A 15,932-nucleotide genomic window follows, 5' to 3' on the forward strand; every position below is an offset into this window, starting at 1 on the left:
AGGCGATTGGTGATTTCCACCAGATAGGCGACCGTGACTTCTTCGCCTTGCTGGTAAAGTGCTCGTGCCTCTTGGTTTGTCATCGTCTTGGCTGGTATCCTACCTCAAATCTGCGGAAGGCGAAAGCGGTGTGTAGTTACGCGGCGAGAGCCAGCACGATTCCCCCGATGATAAACGGGAGTCTCTTTCGGCCCGCGTCTTCTTCTTCGTTATAGAAGTCCCGTGTGACAGGCATACTGGGTGCGGGTCGGGGTGCGCCGGGCGGATTTACCGGAGCTGTTGTCGCAGGCGGCGGGGCCTCTTTCTTCTCTTCCCCACCCCCTATCGGTGTCAAGCCGCCTCCGAGCGGCTGGAGTCCACTACTCATCTCTACTCTCCTCCTACAACGCTATTTTAGCTTAAAAACGATGCAGAAAGAGAGAGTTTTATTATTTTATAGTGTCAGGCTCGTATCCGAGTGCGGGAGAGAGCCAGCGCTCTGCTTCTTGTAGTGTCCAGCCCTTACGCTTGGCATAATCCGCGACTTGGTCACGGTCGATCTTGCCCACGGCAAAGTAATCACTCTCAGGATTCGCAAAGTACCAGCCGGAGACACTGCTTGCCGGGTACATCGCCATGCTCTCGGTGAGGCTCATGCCGATGCGATCCGGCTGGAGTAGCGAGAAGAGTGTGGTCTTTTCGGTGTGATCCGGGCAGGCGGGGTAGCCAGGCGCGGGCCGGATTCCCTGGTACTCCTCTTTGATAAGCTGCTCGCTCGTGAGGCTGTCACCAATGCCCCACTCAGAGCGGGCCTTGGCATGTAGCCACTCGGCGCTCGCTTCGGCGAACCTATCGGCAAGGGCTTCGAGCATGATCGCACTGTAGTCATCGCCGTCGGCTTTGAATTTCTCCACACGCTCCGCCATCCCAATGCCTGCCGTGACGGCAAACGCGCCAATATGGTCGCCCTCGGGTGCAAGAAAGTCCGTCAGGCAGCGATTGGGTTCACCGGCACGCTTCTCGCTCTGCTGACGCAGAGAATGTAACACAGTGCCATCGGCGAGGGTAAGATCGTCTCCAGCCGGTGTCGCGGGGAAGAAGCCGTAGACGGCGCGGGCGGTGATCCATCTCTCGGAGACGACTTGATGAAGCATTGCCTGAGCATCGTTGAAGAGCTTGAGCGCCTCGGAGCCGACGATCTCGTCATCAAAGATCGCAGGGAACTTGCCGTGCAGCTCCCAGGAGATAAAGAACGGCGTCCAGTCGATGTACTTGGTCAGCTCGTCGAGCGGGATCTCGTCGAGGACGCGAACACCAGTGAAGCTCGGGGTAGGTGGCGTGTAGGGCTTGGTTGCCCTCCACTTATTCTCCCTGGCCTTCGCCAGCGGCAGAAAGACCGTTTTTTGCTGGCGCTGGGCAAACTGGGCACGCGCTGCTTCCTGCATCGCGCTGTTCTCCGCGAGATAGGCCGCGCTCTCGGCCCCAATAAGGTTCTGCAAGACCCCCACGGCGCGGCTGGCATCCAGCACATGGACGGTCTTAGCGTAGTACGGCGCGATCTTGACGGCGGTGTGCAGACGACTGGTCGTCGCACCCCCAATCAGTAACGGCACGGTAAAGCCCTGGCGCGTCATCTCCTTGGCGACATGGATCATCTCGTCAAGAGATGGCGTGATGAGGCCCGAGAGCCCGATGACATCGGCCCCGATCTCGCGTGCCTTGTCTAAAATTCGGTCGCAGGAGACCATCACGCCCATGTCAATCACTTCGTAGTTATTGCACGAGACGACAACACCGACGATGTTCTTGCCGATGTCATGGACATCGCCCTTGACCGTTGCGATGAGCATCTTGCCCTGAGCGCCTGTTGCGTTCTGCGCTTTCTCTGCCTCTAGGTAGGGCGTGAGCACAGCCACCGAGCGCTTCATAACGCGAGCAGACTTCACCACCTGCGGCAGGAACATCTTGCCCGCGCCAAAGAGATCGCCTACCACGTTCATGCCGTCCATGAGCGGCCCCTCGATCACGAGCAGCGGTCGCTTGATCTTCTCTAGCGCCTCCATCGTGTCGGCCTCAATGTAATCCGTCAGGCCCTTGAGTAGCGCGTGCTGGAGCCGCTCCTCAACCGTGCCACTTCGCCAAGCATCGTCGGCCCCCGCGGCTTTCTTGCCCTTGCCTTTCACCGTTTCGGCGAGAGTTAGCAGGCGCTCGGTGGCATCGGGGCGGCGGTTGAAGATCACGTCCTCGACATGCTCCAATAAATCCTTGGGAATGTCCTCGTAGACGGGAAGCTGGCCCGCGTTGACAATCCCCATGTCCATCCCGGCTTGAATGGCATGGTAGAGGAACGCCGCGTGCATCGCCTCACGCACCACGTTGTTACCCCGGAAGGAGAACGAGAGGTTGCTCACGCCGCCGCTGACCTTCGCACCGGGGAGATTGGCCTTGATCCACTTCACGGTCGCGATAAAGTCCACACCGTAGTTGGCGTGCTCCTCCATACCAGTTCCCACAACTAAGATATTCGGGTCGAAGATGATGTCCTCGGGCGGAAAGCCGACCGTGTCCACCAGCAAGCGATACGCACGCTCACAGACCTCAATGCGGCGCTGGTAGGTATCGGCCTGGCCCAGCTCATCGAAAGCCATCACGACCACGGCGGCTCCGAACTGCCGCACCTGGCGGGCACGCTTCAGAAACTCCGCCTCGCCCTCTTTCAGGCTAATCGAGTTGGCGATGGACTTTCCGACACTGCACTTCAGGCCCGCCTCCACCACTTCCCAGCGCGACGAGTCGATCATCAGGGGGACTTTATTGATGCCCGGCTCGGCCTGGATCAGCTTGAGGAAGTGTGTCATACAGGCTTCGCGGTCCAGCATTCCCTGGTCGTCAAAGCAGATATCGAGGACCTGTGCACCGTTATCCACTTGCTCCAGAGCCACGCTTAGCGCGTCCTCAAACTTCTCCTCCTGAATGAGCTTCAAGAACTTCGACGAGCCCGCGACATTGCAGCGCTCCCCCACATTGACAAAGTTGGTCTCGGGGCGCACCACAAACGGCATCGTCCCCGAGAGCCGAAGATAGGTCTCGACGCTAGGAATTTCGCGCGGCGGCAGGCCCTTGACGGCCTCGCCAATCGCCTTGATATGCGCCGGAGAGTTGCCACAGCAGCCACCGATAATATTGATCAGCCCCGACTCCGCCCACTCACGCAACATCGGCCCCATGGTCTCCGGCGTCTCAGGAAAGCCCGTCTCCGAGAGCGCATCAGGCAAACCCGCGTTGGGGTAAGCAATGATCGGAATGTCCGCAATCTCAGCAAGGCGTGCGAGAATCGGGCGCATTTCTTTTGGGCCAAGCGAGCAGTTCAATCCGACGGCGGTGAGGGGGAAGTGGCGAATGGAGTACCAGAGCGCCTCGATATCCTGGCCCGAGAGATTGCCGCCTGCCAAGTCCACAAAGCACGAGGCCATCACGGGAATGTCGCGGCCCAGCTCGGTGAGCAGCCCCTCAATGGCATAGAGCGCGGCTTTGAGGTTCAGCGTGTCAAACGTGGTCTCACAGAGGAGCACGTCCACGCCACCCTCGACCAGTGCCCGCGCCTGCCGCCCGTAGGTCTCCACCAGCTCGTCCCAGGTCACGTTGCGGTAGGCAGGCCGGTCAGCATCCACCACCACGGAGGCGCTCCGGTTGAGCGGCCCAATACTTCCCGCCACCCAGCGCGGCTTGCCATCCTTGGCAACCGCCGCATCCACCACCTGACGGCAGATCCGTGCCCCTTCGAGGCTCATCTCATCGGCCCAGTCCTGGAGGCCGTAGTCCTCTTGAGAAATCGTGGTCGCCGTGAACGTATTGGTCTCGATCAGCTCCGCGCCCGCGTCTACATACGCCTGGTGCGTCTCCGCGACAATCTGCGGCTGGGTGATATTGAGCAGATCGGGGTTGTTTTTAACGTCCTTCGGGTGGTCTTTGAAGCGCTCCCCCCGAAAATCAGCTTCCTCTAAGCCTTTTTTCTGGAGGAGAACCCCGTAGGAACCGTCAATGAGAAGAATACGCTGGGCGAGGTGCGCCCTAAAATCGGCAGACATGGAGTTATTCTATCAGACCCTCCTCCTCCCAGGGTTGGGAGGAGGGGGCTGGGGAGAGGAGGGTTAAAGCGCCTTTTTCAGCCACTCAGTCATTTTTGAAACATCTTTGGCGATGTTGTAGTCCGTGTTAGCCAGCAACTTTCCGTCGCCGTCAATCACCGCATAGAGAGGATTGACTGCGTTGTTGAGCAGTTCCAGCGCGTACTGGCCGTTTTTGTTTTCCACCTCGCTGCCGTTGTCGGTGTAGAGACGAACCCTAATGAATTTTTCTAGCTCCGCCTTAACAGCGGGCTCAGGAAAGACGCGGAACTCCACGTCGCGGCAGTTCTGTCAGGTATGGCCCGTGAAGTCAATTAAGACTTTCTTGCCGGTCTCTTTTGCCTCGGCCTTTGCCTTCTCTAGGTCACTGCCCCACTCCAGCTCTCCCGCTAGCTTCTTGCCGTTGCCAAAACCATAGTCAGGGGGCGGGAGAAAGCCCGCAAGGAGTGGATGGAGCGGCCTGCCCGAGACACCGTAGAAGAAGTAGAGCGCGACAGCGATAAATACCCCCGACCAGATGCGCCGTGCGGGCGTTGGGTTGCCCTCCGGGGTGTTGAAGCCAATCGAGAGTTTCCCGAGTAGCCAGACGCCCCCCGCGAGCAGAGAGAGGCCGTAGAGAAGCAGACACATCGGGCTACTGAGAAGCTGCCAGTTCCAGACCAGATCGGCGTTGGACAAGAACTTCACGGCGGCGGCAAGTTCCAGAAAGCCCATCGCGCCCTTGATCGTGGTGAGCCAGTCGCCGGACTTGGGCATCTTTTTCAGCAGGCTTGGGAAGATCGCCAGCAGAAAGAACGGCAGCGCCAGCGCGGTGGCAAAGAGCGCCATCCCGAGGATCGGGCGGAAGAACTCTTTCCCATTGGCGGCGAGCACCATCACGGTGCCCACAAACGGCGCGGCGCAGGTGAAGCTGGCGATTACAAAGGTCAACCCCAGCAGAAAAACCCCAAGATAGCCGCCGGTCTTGCGCCCACTTCCTGTCAGACCCATCACCTTGCTAGGAAGCTTCAGCTCAAAGACTTCTAAAAGCGCCAGACCAAAGACCACAAAGAGCGTCGCAAAGCCTAAGTTGACCCAGGGGTTGGCCGCAAACTTGGTCGCCCCTGCTGCTCCCACCGTGACGGCCATGATCAAGCCAAACGCCGTGAAGCTCGCCACGATCCCCAGGCAGTACAGTCCGGCCAGCTTGACGATCATTTTCTGCGTCTCCGCCGGACTCTCCTGGCCTTTGGCGGTGGCGAGCTTGGTGAAGTAGGAAAACGTGACCGGGATCATCGGAAAGACACAGGGCGTGATGAGCGCGAGAAGCCCCGCCCCAAATGCCGTCAGCATAAACGACAGCAAGCTCGTCGGAGCTTCATCCCCCTTCGCATTGCCGGAGGGGGTCGCCGTCTCAGCGGCGGGGGGCGGCAAAACGGCGGCAAACTCGCCACGCACATCGCCCGCCTCAATCGTCAGCGCGTCCAGTTTGACTTCTTCAGTGGCAGGCGGTAGGCAGCCAGACTCGTCGCACGCTTGGTAGCGCACCGAGACTTTCAGAGGAACGCGACCCGGCGCGGCATCTTTGGCAAGCTGGAGCGCCTGCGTAAACGTCGCCTCGTTCTCGTGCACTCCAACCGTCACTTTGTCCACGGAACTGTAAAACGGCTCGGTCTTGGACTCGGTGGGCCTGCCACTTACCGTAAGTCCCTTGCCCTCGACCGTCACACTGGTCGGGGTAAAGAGGCTTTCGTCGGCGGCGACAGAGTAGAGATGGGTTCCCTTGGGAATGGTTGCCGTTACTGTGACAGCGACAAACTCGCCGGGATGGGCGGGGCTTGGCGCAACTTTCGCCGAGAAGCTCGGCTTTTGCGGCGTGGCAAAGACGGCACTAGCCGCCACAAAGCTCGCCAAGAGCGTTCCCAGAAAGCGTCGCATGGCTACTTACTCACCGTGAGGGGTGCGGAGAGCGTGATGGTGTCAGGTGGCAAGCACCCCGTCTCGTTGCAGCCTTGCGCTTTGAGTGCAGCTCCTAGCTTAAGCGTCCCCGGCTTTACGGTCTTTGCCAACGTGATGGGTACCTTGACCGTGATCACGCCCTCGTGGACGCGCGTCTTCTCATGGATCGTAGGAGCGGGCCAGACGGCTTTTCCGTAGGTCACCCCTGCGGCCTTGAGCGGCATCACTTCGGAGGCAATCGCAAACTCATCACCGGGCTTGGGGTCGTAGATATGAAAACCAGGTGCCATCGTAATGGTCAGCGTGAGCGTCGCCGTTCCGCCCGCCTTCACTTTCACAGGCGCAACCGTCGCCTTTGCCGCCGCAAAAAAGCCAGGAAGCTTGGAAGTCTGAGCAGGCACGGGTGTAACCGCTGCCAGAGTCGAAACAAGAGCAGCCACAGCTGCGGTGCGAATCCACATGATCGTAAAGTCCTCGTGCTTATTGTACAAGCCAAACCCGTAAAAAAGTTCCCAGCCCGTCCGTCTAATTACGGTACTCAATCTCCCAATCGACAATATCCAGGTTGGGCTCATCCAACAGGGAGAGGACGTGATCGCGCACATCGTTCTCGGTGGGCTCCCGGCGGTCGTCACTGTTGCGCCTGAGCTGGTTCTGGGCGGTATCAATCGTAATAAACTGGTTGAGCGAGCCCGTGCTTCGTCCATCGCCGAGGGCATCCCAGACCTTAGGAGCATCTTCTGCCCCCTGAGGAATGTTATTGGTGGCGATAATATTGAGCTGAACGTAGCGCTGGGTGCTATTGGGCAGCGTGTTGAGATCTATTTGAAACGAGACGACTTTTGTCCCTCGGACAATCGGCGTGGACTGGTAGGGAAGGCCCAGCGGCGTGAAGATCCCCTCGACGGGATTCTTGAGAACGCCGTTACTGAGGCACGAGTAAACACCGTAGCCGGGGCCTCGGTAGTTGTAGGCAACAAACCCCACAAAGCCCTGCCCTGCTGTGGTATTGGCGGCAGCGAAGCCATTTCCCCAGGGACGATCTACGACGGGCACCGGGCCACTGTCGGCGGGATCGGCGGTGCGATTGATGGTGACAAAGTAGTAGTACGGCTGGCCTGTTTCTGAGGTTTGCACTTCACCACGGAGCGCAAAGGTCACCCGGAGCAATTTCGGCGCAACAAAAGAGCCTGCAGGTGGCACCTTGGCGCAGCTCGTCAGTAGCGCCAGTGGCAAAGCAAGAAGACTCCACTTTCTATAACGGGGGAACAATAAGGTGTTCATTGTCGGTTTAGAGTTCACGTTACCGGTTTACCTTCGATGGGCACGAGAGCGGGTGCGGCCCATACCACTGATCTTATGGGAGTGCGCATGACAGATTGCAACCGCCAAGGCATCCGCGGCATCATCGGGCTTGGGCACTTCCGCTAAGTTCAGTAAGCGAACGACCATCGCCTGCACTTGGTGTTTCTCCGCCGCCCCCGTTCCCGTCACGGCGGACTTCACTTGCATAGGGGTGTACTCCATCCACGGCAGATTGCGCTGGGCAAAGGCTAGCAAGATCACACCACGTGCCGCGCCCACGGCAATTCCGTTGGTGACATTCTTATCAAAAAAGAGCTTCTCCGATGCAACTTGATCGGGCGTGTAGCGATCCAGGAGCGTGTTGATATCATCGTAGATAGACTTCAGGCGATCGGGCAGTGCCATGTCGGGTGTTGTCAGCAAGACCCCCACATCCACGGGAATCAGGCGTCCCTCTTCATAGCGGATCACCCCAAAGCCCGTCGTCGCCGTTCCCGGATCAATTCCCAGTATCGTCACGAGGTCAGGATACCATAGCCTCCCCCCCAGCCCCCGCCCGGCGGGGGAGATCGGCCATGAGAAAGCGACTCAGAGCTGCGCCGTCAACGGCAACGACGACATAGAGATTGGGGATCGGTGCATTGACGAGTAGCTCTGTCACTGCCCCTTGCTCATCCACGGCCACTCTTGCAGGAACGGCGCGGAAGAGCCGCAGCCAGGGCATGGGCTCGGGGTGGCGGGCGAGACAAAACGCGGGAAGCGTGGAGAGCAGCGTCGCCGCTTGCGTTTCCTCGTCCCAGTGCCGCCAGAGACAGACATCGCCGGGGAGCCAGATCACGCCCTCACCGGATGTGAGAAGCCGCCCCAGTGCCGGGTCGGGGTCGCCGCCAAAGCGCTCGGGGAAGCGCTCTTTCAGGCGCGGATCAATCGGCAAGAAGCCCTCGGCACGCCCTCCCACCAGAAACAGCCGCGCGATCTTGGTGCGAATCAGTGCTTGGTTGGTCTCCAGAAGCGCCAAAAGCTCCACAAATCCCCCGGTTGCGATGAGGCTCACCGGCTCCAGCGCACCCTCCAGCACTTCGGCAAGCGTGCCAGGCGCGACTTGCGTCGCACCTTGAGCATCGTCGTAGGGATCGGGAGGGCCGAGCTGAAGGATCATGGATTGAAGTGTACCCGCTGCGATAAAATGCACTATGCCCTCTCCCTTCCCTGGTATGGACCCGTATCTGGAAAACCCGGATCACTGGAAGGGCATCCACCTTACACTGATCGTCTGCTGCTTCGAAGCACTTAATCGCGCTCTACCGCCAGGCTTCGTCGCACGAATCGAGGTCAGTGAGATGCACCAGCGCTTTATCGAGGTTGTGGAGCTAGCGGTTCCTGAGCGAGTGGTCACAGCCATTGAGATTCTCAGCCCCACTAATAAAACGCCAGGGGACGGCTATACCGAGTACCGGCGCAAGCAAACGGAGTACATTCAAAGCGCGACGCATTTACTGGAGATTGATCTGCTTCGTGCAGGCACTCACACCGTTGCGGCTTCCAAGAGCGAACTCGAAAAACTCTTCGGGCACTGGGACTATCTGGTCTACCTCCACCGTGCGGGCGACGGTCTCCGAGGCGACACCTGGCCACGCACGGTCCGGCAGGTGCTTCCTCAGGTACTCATCCCTCTCACCGATCCCCACCCAGATGTACGCCTGGACTTGCAGAGCGTCGTCAGCCGGGTCTACGAGGCGGGTGCCTTTGATCGTAGCACGGACTACTCCCTGTCCCCAATCCCTGCCCTCCGCCCCGAAGACGCAGAGTGGGCCAAATAACTGCTGAGAAGTGCTTCCGCCTAGCGCACTTGCTGGATCCCCTGATTTCCCACAAACGCACCAAGGGTGTGCACCAATTTATTGCCCGGAATGTCTGCTTCATAGGTGCGCTTCAGGAGCCACTTGTCGCTGTCATACCAGTCGCTCCAGCGCTTGATGAGAGCAACCTTGCCATCATCTTTAGTGAGTGTTTGCTCGGAGTCAATGCGCCATGCCTTGAAGTTGCCCAGCCGCGTGCTGATCTTCTCCAGCCCCACGACGCGCCAAACCACCCGCTCCGTCCCGTTTCCCCAGCCTTTTGCGCCCGTGTCGAAGCGCTGTCCGGCCACCAGCGGCGAGGGAATCCGAGGAGGGAAGCTAGCCATGATCAAGCCAAAGGAACCGCTCCCCTCGCTGACCGCTTCCCCCCACTGAAGCGCTCCAGTGGCACTCTGCTGCACGGAGTAATCGCAGGACTTTACCTGCCAGTTTTTCTGGTAGCCGGGCAGCCCACCCCAATACCGATGGGTGATGCGCACCGTCAGGTTGCGCACACCGCCCGCACTGGGAGCCGACGCTTCGACGATCGTGTAGTGGTATGATTCGCTTCCATCGAGATGCGGGACATTCTCAAAGTGCCAGGCATCGCCCTTCTGAAATTGCCGCAGACTGGCCCTAGAGACATGGGGAAGCGTTGTGTTGCATCCCGTCAACAAGACCGCCAACACGCACAATAACCACGAATTTTTTTGATATTTCATGTCTCTTTAGTCACGCCGTGGCCAATAGAAGTTGCAGTCCCCCTCCCCCCACCACCGTTTCTCAGACTCCCCTCCCTTGCCTTTGGTGAGGGAGGGGCCGGGGGTGGGAGAGGTGATTGGGCTGGGGTAACTACACCGATGCGTTGCCCAGGCGATCCACGGCGGTGACGACAGCTTGCTCGACCAGTGCGTTGGTGTCGTGGGTGGCGTGGTCGCCAGGAAGGATGACGGTGCTCCAGCGGTCGCCCGTGCGCCACTGGACAGCGTAGACAAAGGCGTTGTCCACAGGCTGCCAGGAGATCACACCGTCTCGAATACGGATTCCTTTCGGAGCGGACGGCGGGGTGCTGCCCAGCCAAGGGCAGGCGGGGACAAGCGCGGGCTCAGGGTAGACGAGAGTAGCGAGGCGGCCCGCCATCGTGTTGACATCACCCTCCATGCCTTTTCGTAGCGCAACGGCGGAGAAATGCAAGTGGCCGCTGGGAGTGCCGGAGAGCCCACGCGCCACTTTAATCTGGTACTCAATCTCCAGTGGCGGGTACTTGCTGGTGTAGAGCCCAGGCCACAGGTGACGCTTTTTCTTGTTCTGCTCGGCCCACCAGAGAAGCAAGATAGGAAAGCTCTGGCCCGGCTGGTCTATCTTCCAGTAGAGCTGTGGCGCAAAGTAGTCCGCCCAGCCCTCCTGCATCCACTTACGACTGTCGCCGTAGAGGTTCTCGTAGGAGTCGTAGCCGGTGATCTGGGGAGGGTAGCCTGGTCGCCAGATACCAAACGGGGAGATTCCAAACTTGACATGGGGCTTCTCAGCCTTGATCTGCTCGTAGAGCGACTTAATAAAATCGTCAATGTTCTTGCGGCGCCAGTCCGAGCGCGAGAGCTTGCCACCCGAGAGGACATAGCGCTTCCAGGCAGGGTCATCGGGGAAGGGCTTGGCAATCTTGTCTTTCTCGTTGATCCAGATCTTGTAGGGATAGAAGTAGTCGTCCACGTGGAGGCCATCAATGTCGTAGCGGCGGACAATATCCATCAGGACATCGAGCGAGTGCTTACTGGCATCGGGTTCACCGGGATCGAGCCACTGAAGATTGCCGTACGGCTTGACCAGATCGGGGCGCTTGACCGACATATGATTGGCCGCCAGCGGACTCTTCCCCCCCGACTGCCGCGCTCGGTAGGGATTGACCCAGGCGTGCAGCTCGATTCCCCGGTCATGGGCCTCTTTCACGGCTTCGGCAAGCGGGTCCCAGCCAGGATCTTGTCCCATGGTTCCGGTGAGATACTCACTCCAGGGCTCTTTCTCCGAGCGGTAGAGGGCATCGCACGATGTTCGGACTTGTAGCAAGACTGCGTTGAGCTTGAGGCGCTTAGCACGCTCCAGAAGCGCGATCAGCTCCGCGCGCTGGCCTTCAGGAGGCAGCCCGGCCTTGCTGGGCCAGTCAATATTGGTGACACTAGCGACCCAGAGCCCCCGAAACTCCCGCGCAATCGGAGGCGGGGTCTGAAGAGTCTGTGCGTATGTTTCCTTTTCCGTCACTACGAGTGCCGCGCCTGCTCCTGCGGAGAGGGTTAAAAAATCACGTCGTTTCACAGAGGGGAGTTTACCCGAAAAAAAAGAGCGCTCAGAGGCGCTCTTTCTTTTCCATGGTTAGTAGGCTATGGTCCGCTGCTGCTCATCGCCTCGGGAGCGTGGATCAGGAAGTAGATGCGCCCGATGAGGAGCGCCATACGGGCCATGATCGTGTTTCCGAACATGGCACCAAAGGCGATCATCATGGCGTAGCGCCCGAACTTGGAGACTTTATTGATGGCTCCCGTACTTTTCTGCTCAAACGAGAAGAAGAAGTACACCATAACCGCCGTCAGGATCGCCATGAAGAGCCAGTTGTTGAGTACCGTGGCATAGGCAGCGACCGGGTACTCTTGGTTGATCTTCGCAGGATCTACCCAGAGTGTCTTCGTCGCAGCGGTCTGGATCTTGGGCCAGTAGTCACCCGCACAGCCCTGGAACTGCTGTCCGGCGGCGAGGCCGATAAAGAGACCGAAGATCAGGCGTGCCATCCAGCCGTTCTTCTTTGAGTAGATAAAGTAGAACAGCGACCCGGCAGGCAGCAGGAGAACCAGCCACCACTTCCCATCGTTAACCATCGGCTCCCACCAGTTGGTCTTGAGCACATCGTTCCAGTTTGCCGCGATAGCATAGCCACCCGCAAGCCCCAGATACAGGTGCTCAAAGAAGCGGAAGATCTTATTTTCTTTGTAGAGAACCGAGTAGATTCCCAGCGTTGTCAGCACTCCCAGGAGCACGACAATGGTTTTCAGCATTCCATCCGTCATGGCTAGCGTCCTCCCTCAGCGGCGGCGCGCTGTTTACGTTCCACAAACATTCCGATATTTCCCAGCACGATCAGCACCACGATCAGCAAGTGCGAAAGCGAGAGCGAGGCTGATGCCGAAGACGCGAAGCCTTCTTTTTGCAGAAGTAGCTCGTACTCACTTGCTCCCTTGAGACCGATCAGCATTCCCTGAAGCTGGCCGGACTCCACATAGTTCACCGCTTCCGTCGCCATCACCGATGTCGGGCCATAGAGCGTCGGGATGGGTGATTTTCCCGCCCGCTGGTAGAACTGAATCCAGACCGGCAGGGTCGCAGAGGCGGCAAACTCACAGATCAGGGAGACATCGTTCACGCCCTTGATGCCCTGCATACAGGCGACCTGGCTGATCGCCATCCCTTTAATGTCTTTGCCCATCGCGCCGGGCAGATCGTTGACGGCAGTTTTCAGAAGCGCAACCGCAGCCCCTGCAGGCCGGTAGCCCCAGTTGACATAGTCGCGGCCGTACTGGTAGTCGTACTCTTTGGCGAGCTTATCTACTACCTGCTGGCCCAGCTCACGGCCCTGCGGATCGCTGAAGCCAAAGACGGCGAACTTGAGCTTGCGCATCATCAGGTGCCGGACCGTGGCCTCGCACTGCGAAAGATTCTCCGCCAGTGTTCCTGCGGCAAAGTTACAAGACACAATGACAATTTTATTCTTGGCACCAGGGTCTGCGGCCACTTTCTCAATCGTGTCGTAGTAGCTCTGGGTGAAGCCCGTGATAGCGGGCTTCGGGAGCGGCTTGGTCACAGCAGGGGCCAGCAGCGGGATTGCAATCACAATCGCGAGGAGCAGATAGAGCATCCGCCGGTCGAGGTTGTTGAGGATATTCATGCTTACAGTTCCTCCTCGAAGTAGGAGCCACGCTCTAGAGAGAGCCAGAGGCGTAGCGAGGTCGCCAGTGCGCCGACGGCAAGGCCAAAATCAATGGCCATTGTCGCGGGGTTGCTGGCTTTCTTTAGAATCCACTGCCCGATATTTTCCAGGCGCAGGTTGCCCAGCACGTCGGTCTTGCCATTGGGAAGCCAGTTGGTGAGTGCCTGGCCAATGGGGACATTGCCAAGCATCACCAGCGCAGCGGCCACCAGAAGGATCGTCGCCTCAACGGAGCGGACACGGAAGGCACGGTAGGCTGCCGAGACAATATAGAACGCGATAATGGAGAACATCGTCGCATCTAGGTTTTTCATCAGCCCGTTGTAAAGCAGGTTGTCCAGAGTCTCTAGCCAGCCGCCCTTACTGCTGTACTCTTTCCCAATATGAGCAAAGGCCATCAGGAAGATCGCCGTAATCAGGGTCGCGGAGTTGCCCCAGCCGGAGCGCTTCATGGCGATATTGCGCAGGTGCACCGACATGAGCGAGTAGATCCCCAGCCCAATCGCAAAGGCTTGGAGAACCAGCGCCCAGTCTGAGACATCCTTAAACTTCGGGGTCAGGAAGTTCTCCTGGGTGACGAGTTTCTCTGCCGCATCGGGACCGAAGGGCTTCTCGGGCGTTGTCACCTCCAGAGCCGCTTTTAGCGCCAGCTGTGCATCTTCGGGAGAGAGTTCCTGGAGCTTCTTCACGGCTTCAGGATCAAGCGCCTTGCCCGCTTTTTGTGCCTCCGCCGCAAAATCAGGCGCGGTCTGTGTGGGCACACCGTACTTCTTAATCAGGTCTTGCTTGTTGGCAACGACTGCATGCGTGGGGTAGAAAAACTCCACGGCATAGAAGCAGCCCGAGAGAAAGGTCACCAGGACAATCAGCGGCTTACGGAGCCGGTTGGGCACCATGGTCAGGACAAAGAGGATCGCGATCCCAATTAGTAGCCCTACAAAGATCATTCCCATCTATTTACCCTCCTCTTTCGGGTTTTGTAGCAGCTCACCAATCGGATAGCTCTGATCCGCGAGCAGCTTCTTAAACAGGTTCGGGTTCACAAACGTGGTGCAGAGCGCCCCGATAACAACCATAGCCAGAATACCAATCTTGACCCGATCTTGTGCGACTATCGAGCCCATGAGAGTCGGCTGGCGCGTGAGATAAGCTGTCGCGGCGTAGTACTCATCGCCGATAATCACGTAGTCACAGGCAGCGATAAAGAACGGGACTTGCGTGGTGCTCGGGGTTCCCGCCACCTGGATCGCTCCGACCATGTTGGCGTTCTCCGCCATGATCAGCGACTCGGCAAAGAACGTCCCAAAAAGAAACGTCGCGGCGAACTTCTCGCGTTGGATCATTCCAGCCACACCAGCGGCGTAGGCGAACTGCTGGTTAGACAGATAGCGCACGTCGTCAGGAGAGTAAGCATCCCCGCGCCCCGCTTGGTTGTAGGCATTGGAGATCGTGTCTTCCGCGATGGGCAGCATGGCGGAGTTGTAGACCGGCATCTGCACTCTAGTGCCGTAGCGCGCTGCCGACGATGCCACGTTGGCACAGATGGCTAGCGCTTGGAGCGTGATGATATCAATGCCATCGGAGAGACCGGTGGAGAGAAGAATCCCTCGCCCCATCTCAACCGCGCGTCCCACGGCTTCGTCAATGGCCGAGAGTCCCGGAATGCGCCGGATGAAGTACTGTTTTCCTTGCTGGGCCGAGACCACGGTCACGACGATGACAATTGACATTGTCAGCAACAGGATCAGGGCAGGCCAGGTTGCGTGGTTCATATAGTTTTATCCTCAATGCGACGGATGAGGGCTTCGACACCGCCGGGCTCTGCCAGCAAGCGTCCAAATGTCTGCATCCGGTTTAGCCCAACCAGCGGGCCAAAGAGTGGTGTGAGTGCGATCATGCTCTGGGAGAGCATAAAGGCCATGGGGCGGTGCATCTCCAGGGCGATAATGGCGGGAATACTCAGCCCGCGCTTGACCACTTGCGTGGAAATTTTTTCAAGAAGTGCCTCCCGCTCCGCCTCGGGGAGCGGCTCGTTCCAGTGTGCTAGGCTCACGCTTTCACCTCATCCTGCGGCAGGAGCGCCTTCACCGTCGCACGCACGGACTGCTCGTTGTCCGCGGAAAAGCGCAGCCGAATCCCTCGGAAGGAATCCAAGCGTGAGGGAATTTTCAGGGTCGAGAGATAGACTCCGTCTTTCCCAACCGTGGCGCGGCGGACATCGCTCCAGGCCATTTCAAGCTTAATAGCGAGACCGCACGAGTAGAAAGCCCCGGTTTTGGTGAGCTTGTAGTCCACGGGAAAGAGATACTCCGCCATCGCCCCCGTGAGGGCCACAATCGGTAGAAACAGTCCCAGGGGGTAGGGAAAGGCAAGCCGCCAGAACGCGAACGCAATACCATACCCGAGCGCTACCAGCCCAATTTTCTGCGGCTCTTCCCGCAGTCGGTGGATGCGCCAGGCTAGGATTACCTCCTCACCCGCATTGCTTTCCTCTACTAGATCCTTCGTCAAATCGGGTGGAGTATAGCCGCTCAGAGGCACTTTCGTCAATGTTCTCACACTCTCTTCTACGATCTACTCACTTTCTGGGGGGACTTGCGTGACAGAAATACACGTGATAAACTTATGACCAGAAGACGATTCTAGTCAATATGGGAAATAAAGAGAACAACTGTGGTAGTGGAGACGAGACACGGAGAGCTATTTTAGAGGCAGCCCGTAAGCGTTTTTTGTACTATGGCTTCAAAAAGACGACCATTGACGAGATCGCTG

At 58.5% G+C, this 15,932-nt stretch carries 17 protein-coding genes; 1 reads left to right on the plus strand and 16 read right to left on the minus strand.

What is annotated here, in order from left to right; genetic code table 11:
* Positions 1 to 136: 136 nt before the first annotated feature.
* The 8 genes from RMO15_RS07645 to RMO15_RS07680 form a co-directional block, all read right to left on the minus strand.
* Entirely contained in the window at positions 137 to 367 is a 231-nt protein-coding gene (locus tag RMO15_RS07645; protein ID WP_309710069.1) for a hypothetical protein, read from the minus strand.
* 61 nt (positions 368 to 428) lie between these two features.
* Positions 429 to 4,067, minus strand: a complete 3,639-nt coding sequence (gene metH, locus RMO15_RS07650) for a methionine synthase (RefSeq protein WP_309710072.1) — start codon at positions 4,065 to 4,067, stop codon at positions 429 to 431.
* A 63-nt stretch (positions 4,068 to 4,130) separates the two neighbouring features.
* Positions 4,131 to 4,382: a hypothetical protein gene (locus RMO15_RS07655; RefSeq protein ID WP_309710075.1), complete on the minus strand. Its 252-nt coding sequence runs from the start codon at positions 4,380 to 4,382 to the stop codon at positions 4,131 to 4,133.
* Positions 4,383 to 4,397: 15 nt separating this feature from the next.
* Entirely contained in the window at positions 4,398 to 6,023 is a 1,626-nt protein-coding gene (locus RMO15_RS07660; protein WP_309710079.1) for a cytochrome c biogenesis protein CcdA, read from the minus strand.
* A gap of 2 nt (positions 6,024 to 6,025) precedes the next feature.
* Positions 6,026 to 6,505 carry a protein-disulfide reductase DsbD N-terminal domain-containing protein gene (locus tag RMO15_RS07665; protein WP_309710083.1) on the minus strand — a complete coding sequence of 160 codons (480 nt, stop codon included), beginning with the start codon at positions 6,503 to 6,505 and terminating at the stop codon, positions 6,026 to 6,028.
* Positions 6,506 to 6,569: 64 nt separating this feature from the next.
* Positions 6,570 to 7,346: a hypothetical protein gene (locus RMO15_RS07670; protein WP_309710085.1), complete on the minus strand. Its 777-nt coding sequence runs from the start codon at positions 7,344 to 7,346 to the stop codon at positions 6,570 to 6,572.
* Positions 7,347 to 7,355: 9 nt separating this feature from the next.
* Positions 7,356 to 7,868: a crossover junction endodeoxyribonuclease RuvC gene (ruvC, locus tag RMO15_RS07675; protein WP_309710089.1), complete on the minus strand. Its 513-nt coding sequence runs from the start codon at positions 7,866 to 7,868 to the stop codon at positions 7,356 to 7,358.
* 4 nt (positions 7,869 to 7,872) lie between these two features.
* Positions 7,873 to 8,508 (minus strand): hypothetical protein, encoded by a 636-nt coding sequence (locus RMO15_RS07680; protein ID WP_309710092.1) that lies wholly within the window; start codon positions 8,506 to 8,508, stop codon positions 7,873 to 7,875.
* A 34-nt stretch (positions 8,509 to 8,542) separates the two neighbouring features.
* Here RMO15_RS07680 and RMO15_RS07685 point away from each other — a divergent pair, with 34 nt between their 5' ends.
* Entirely contained in the window at positions 8,543 to 9,169 is a 627-nt protein-coding gene (locus RMO15_RS07685) for a DUF4058 family protein (RefSeq protein ID WP_309710095.1), read from the plus strand.
* Between the two features lie 20 nt (positions 9,170 to 9,189).
* Here the strand turns inward: RMO15_RS07685 and RMO15_RS07690 are convergent, their stop codons facing one another.
* The 8 genes from RMO15_RS07690 to RMO15_RS07725 form a co-directional block, all read right to left on the minus strand.
* Positions 9,190 to 9,876 carry a hypothetical protein gene (locus RMO15_RS07690; RefSeq protein WP_309710097.1) on the minus strand — a complete coding sequence of 229 codons (687 nt, stop codon included), beginning with the start codon at positions 9,874 to 9,876 and terminating at the stop codon, positions 9,190 to 9,192.
* A gap of 163 nt (positions 9,877 to 10,039) precedes the next feature.
* On the minus strand, positions 10,040 to 11,497 hold the full coding sequence (locus RMO15_RS07695; RefSeq protein ID WP_309710099.1) for a family 10 glycosylhydrolase: 1,458 nt from the start codon (positions 11,495 to 11,497) through the stop codon (positions 10,040 to 10,042).
* A gap of 65 nt (positions 11,498 to 11,562) precedes the next feature.
* The gene (locus RMO15_RS07700; protein ID WP_309710101.1) at positions 11,563 to 12,243 is read right to left on the minus strand and encodes a hypothetical protein; all 681 of its coding nucleotides are present in this window, start codon (positions 12,241 to 12,243) and stop codon (positions 11,563 to 11,565) included.
* Between the two features lie 2 nt (positions 12,244 to 12,245).
* Positions 12,246 to 13,118, minus strand: a complete 873-nt coding sequence (locus tag RMO15_RS07705) for a hypothetical protein (protein ID WP_309710104.1) — start codon at positions 13,116 to 13,118, stop codon at positions 12,246 to 12,248.
* Positions 13,119 to 13,120: 2 nt separating this feature from the next.
* Positions 13,121 to 14,113, minus strand: a complete 993-nt coding sequence (locus tag RMO15_RS07710) for a hypothetical protein (RefSeq protein WP_309710107.1) — start codon at positions 14,111 to 14,113, stop codon at positions 13,121 to 13,123.
* Positions 14,114 to 14,932: a DUF6754 domain-containing protein gene (locus tag RMO15_RS07715; protein WP_309710109.1), complete on the minus strand. Its 819-nt coding sequence runs from the start codon at positions 14,930 to 14,932 to the stop codon at positions 14,114 to 14,116.
* Positions 14,929 to 15,213, minus strand: a complete 285-nt coding sequence (locus RMO15_RS07720; RefSeq protein WP_309710111.1) for a hypothetical protein — start codon at positions 15,211 to 15,213, stop codon at positions 14,929 to 14,931. The genes RMO15_RS07715 and RMO15_RS07720 overlap by 4 nt, the downstream gene beginning before the upstream one ends.
* Positions 15,210 to 15,671, minus strand: a complete 462-nt coding sequence (locus tag RMO15_RS07725; protein ID WP_309710114.1) for a hypothetical protein — start codon at positions 15,669 to 15,671, stop codon at positions 15,210 to 15,212. Before RMO15_RS07725 ends, RMO15_RS07720 begins: the two co-directional genes overlap by 4 nt.
* Between the last annotated feature and the right edge of the window lie 261 nt (positions 15,672 to 15,932).

Origin of the sequence: Armatimonas sp., from assembly GCF_031410135.1 — a bacterium.
Classification (GTDB): Bacteria; Armatimonadota; Armatimonadia; order Armatimonadales; family Armatimonadaceae; genus Armatimonas.

Coding starts and splice junctions, on each gene's coding strand:
- RMO15_RS07645 (WP_309710069.1), bottom strand. CDS start 367: ATGAGTAGTGGACTCCAGCCGCTCGGAGGCGGCTTGACACCGATAGGG.
- metH (WP_309710072.1), bottom strand. CDS start 4,067: ATGTCTGCCGATTTTAGGGCGCACCTCGCCCAGCGTATTCTTCTCATT.
- RMO15_RS07660 (WP_309710079.1), bottom strand. CDS start 6,023: ATGCGACGCTTTCTGGGAACGCTCTTGGCGAGCTTTGTGGCGGCTAGT.
- RMO15_RS07665 (WP_309710083.1), bottom strand. CDS start 6,505: ATGTGGATTCGCACCGCAGCTGTGGCTGCTCTTGTTTCGACTCTGGCA.
- RMO15_RS07680 (WP_309710092.1), bottom strand. CDS start 8,508: ATGATCCTTCAGCTCGGCCCTCCCGATCCCTACGACGATGCTCAAGGT.
- RMO15_RS07685 (WP_309710095.1), top strand. CDS start 8,543: ATGCCCTCTCCCTTCCCTGGTATGGACCCGTATCTGGAAAACCCGGAT.
- RMO15_RS07700 (WP_309710101.1), bottom strand. CDS start 12,243: ATGACGGATGGAATGCTGAAAACCATTGTCGTGCTCCTGGGAGTGCTG.
- RMO15_RS07705 (WP_309710104.1), bottom strand. CDS start 13,118: ATGAATATCCTCAACAACCTCGACCGGCGGATGCTCTATCTGCTCCTC.
- RMO15_RS07710 (WP_309710107.1), bottom strand. CDS start 14,113: ATGGGAATGATCTTTGTAGGGCTACTAATTGGGATCGCGATCCTCTTT.
- RMO15_RS07715 (WP_309710109.1), bottom strand. CDS start 14,932: ATGAACCACGCAACCTGGCCTGCCCTGATCCTGTTGCTGACAATGTCA.